The following is a 3,479-nucleotide window of genomic DNA, read 5'->3' as shown; positions in this document are numbered from 1 at the left end:
GATCGGTTGCTTGTGCATTTTCACTTGCTGAAGTCGCATTTTCTGCCACTTCGGCAACACTGCAGACCATCTCTTCCATTGCACTGGCAAGTTGATCTAAGTTGCTTAATTCACTGTGAATAAGCTTATTAGTATGGTTGAGGTTTGCGTCTATCTGCAATGACGCGGTTGCGATATTGGTGCCATTTTCCGCTTGTTGCTTGAGTATGCAGCTTAAGCTTGTTTGGCAGATATTCAGTGCATTTGCCAAAAACGCCATTTCATCACGACCTTGTAAGGAAACGACTTCACATAAATCGCCATTAGCCAGGCGTGACATCGCTTTGCTTAGATAGTTTGCGCGACGGTTGAGGTGTCGGGTTAAAATTGAGACAAAAATCAGCACAAAAATCGTAATTAATGCCATCGGTGTGAATATTTTTTGATAAATATTGATCAGGATGATTTCAGACTGATCTAAATATTCGCCAGCGATTAAGACCGCACTCCCTTGTTTAATCGGATATAAATAAGCCGCTTTTAATGTTTTTTCATCCATTCCTGGTTTGGAGTGCTGATAATGGACCATTTCTGCAATACCGCGCTGGCTGGTGCGAATGATAGCCTGCTCTAAGGTTCCACCTTCAATGAGCTTGATAGCCGCCATCTTCGTTCCCTCTTTTGCCGGTTTGGGAGGGTATACAATATAACGTCCAGTTGTGCCGTCCGCTAAAAAGGCATAACCGGAGTTATCACTATGCCAGCGTGATGTGTAAAGCGTCTCTTTTAACTTTGTTGTTTGTTTGGTTATTGCCACGACTTTAGCTAAAGAGGCTACATGATTTGCAAGTGATTTATGTTCAACGGCTATTACTCCGCTGCGGACACTGCCTATTGATAAAAAGGCACTAATCAGCATGGTAAAAATAACCAGCAAAGATAATATCAGCATAAGCCGTGATAATTTAAATTGACTAAGCACATTTGAGATTGAAAGTAACATATATAACTCTCCTAAATGTTTTTATATTAAATTGACAATTGACTGTTTTACTATTTGTTAGCAAGTATTGCTTTGTAACTTGTTGATTCTATTAGGTTTAGTGAGCAGGTTACTTAGCTGCTGTAAATTCAGTATTTACATAGTTTCCAACAGCCTAGTTTCACCTGTCTTTGTTATCAAATAAATAACACGAGAACATAACAAGTAGGCTGTTTGTGTGACTTGGGTCAACTTCTGTAGAGGGGCTTTAGTTGTCGTATTTGTATTTATTTATTCGGGGAGCTTGCCTGAAAGATCAAAAAGCAACCCCCTTAATCTCTCCTTTAAAAGAAACTAAATCGATAGGAAATTTGTTGGTAAAAAAATTAATTGTTTATATTGAAAAAGGTTTGGCTGTCAGTAACTACTTCCTAATAACTGGGCGCCAGCTGCGGATAAGCATTTTAGTTATGCCCTAAAAAGTCATATGCAGATAAGAAATGAATAATTTTAATAAACAATATCGACAATAAAGTCGGATCACTATATAACAGCTATGATTTTTTCATGATTGGGCATTCGCCGATTATTTTCATAAACTCTATTTTAAAACGTAATGAGGTGTCTTTGTTTTCTATTCCTGCCATTCCGGCTAAATCCTGGCTAAGTTTTTATTTTATCTCTTTCCTGTTTATTTGGGGGGTGTTCCTGCCTTTTTGGGGCGTCTGGCTGGAAGCACAGGGGATTTCCAGTGGTGATATCGGCTTACTTTTTTCCATCGGCTTGGTATTACGCTTTGTCAGTAATTTAGGTTTATTACCAAGAGTATCAACCGGGGCGGCATCACTGCGCCTATTGCGTGTCTTAGGTTTTTTAACTCTGCTGGCATTTAGTTTGCTGTTTTATCTGCAAGGGCAGGTATGGCTGGCCATTATTACTTTATGTGTGAATTTTTTAATGGCCCCTATGATGCCGTTAGGTGACATTATAGGGACGCGTTTAGTTAAACAGATTAGTTTAGATTACGGACGGGTGCGCTTATGGGGATCATTGAGTTTTATTGCAGGATCAACCTGCGTAGGCTGGTTAATTGTTGATTATGGACATCAGGCTATTTTATGGGTGATTGTCTGTGCGGCACTGGTGATGTGGTTGCTTAGTTTACTGCATCTGTCTCCGCAATTAGATGACGGGGTATCGCCGCATCAAGATCCCGGACAATCCCTTTTTTCATTGTGTAAACGCACTAATGTGATCCTGTTTTTAATTATCACAGGCGCTATCCAGGGCAGTCACGGTGCTTATTACGCGTTCAGTTCCATTTACTGGACCCGGGAAGGCATTTCTGAAGTGTCCATTGCATGGTTATGGGGAATCGGTGTTTTTGCGGAAGTCCTACTGATGCGTTTTAACAGTAAACTGTTCTGCCGCTGGTCAATTAAACAGATGCTTTTATTAGGATTAGGGGCCAGCATAATCCGCTGGCTGCTGCTTGCGCTAACTACAGATGTTTATCTGTTAGGGATTGCGCAAACATTTCATGCTTTCACTTTTGCGGTAACACACTTAGCTGCGATCCGTTATATTGGTTTACAAAAAAATTCCGAGATGGTGCGTTATCAGTCACTTTATTCCGGCATTGCGCTGGGTTTAATTATGGCCCTGTTTACTTATATATCGGGGGTGCTGTTTGAATCACTGCAGGGAAATATATTTTTAATTATGTCGGGATTATTAATACCGGTTTTATGGTGCATAAAAATCTGGAAAGTTGAGTCGTAATAAATATTGTGAGCGTTTCGCAAGTGAGGCTTCAGACTCGCTAGTCCGTAAACAGCTTATAAATTGATTAGCTGCTGATCTGAAATTATTTTTGAGATCAATCTATGTTCAATAACTTCAAAATATTGGTTAGTTACTGAAATATCAGCATTCAATGTATGGCCGAGCTCTGCTGCACAATGAAACTCTTCAGGCAGAGCAGCAACTCTCTTTTCCGGATGAATTTTCATAGCTTCAGCTAAACAGATTACCGGAATTCCATGGTCCTGCGCACTTAATGCAAGCAAACGGCTGCCAATTTTATTAACAATATTCCCGCGGCTATCAATGGCATCAGCTCCAAGGAAAACACAATCACATTGATTCATTACCCTGTCAGCAAGGGTATCTACAATAATTGTTGTGTCGAGAAAAGCACTTAAAGCATTGGCCAGCGTAACACCTTCATTTAACGGTCGTGATTCCGTGCAGATTACCGATGATAGTGTATCTGATTGGCCAAGTTGCCTGAGTACATATTCAACGGTCGAACTTCTGGAATGTGTTAAAACTGAACCTATATTGTGCTTTTGACAGAAAACTTTAGTGCGCTCAAAGATGCGCTGATCAGACAGTTCCATCTCTTTTAATAATCGATTTATTTCCTTAATAATCGTGTCGCCGCCATTATCGGCATCATCTGAAATAACCCCTCTCAAGCGCCGAGTAATATTCTGAAAAATGACCATTGACGGTC

General features: G+C 40.3%; 3 protein-coding genes. 1 reads left to right on the top strand and 2 read right to left on the bottom strand.

What is annotated here, in order from left to right:
- A partial coding sequence (locus AC4GME_RS18125) for a cache domain-containing protein (protein ID WP_490379971.1) occupies positions 1-982 on the bottom strand: 982 nt, incomplete at its 3' end.
- A gap of 546 nt (positions 983-1,528) precedes the next feature.
- Between AC4GME_RS18125 and AC4GME_RS18120 the strand changes: the two genes are divergently transcribed.
- Complete coding sequence (locus tag AC4GME_RS18120; protein WP_490379970.1) at positions 1,529-2,743, top strand: 3-phenylpropionate MFS transporter; 1,215 nt, start codon at positions 1,529-1,531, stop codon at positions 2,741-2,743.
- Between the two features lie 56 nt (positions 2,744-2,799).
- Here the strand turns inward: AC4GME_RS18120 and AC4GME_RS18115 are convergent.
- On the bottom strand, positions 2,800-3,479 hold a 680-nt coding region (locus tag AC4GME_RS18115), incomplete at its 5' end, for an eIF2B alpha/beta/delta subunit family protein (protein WP_490379969.1).

The sequence above is a fragment of the Psychromonas sp. genome (assembly GCF_983033635.1).
This window is presented reverse-complemented; position numbering and strand designations above follow the sequence as displayed.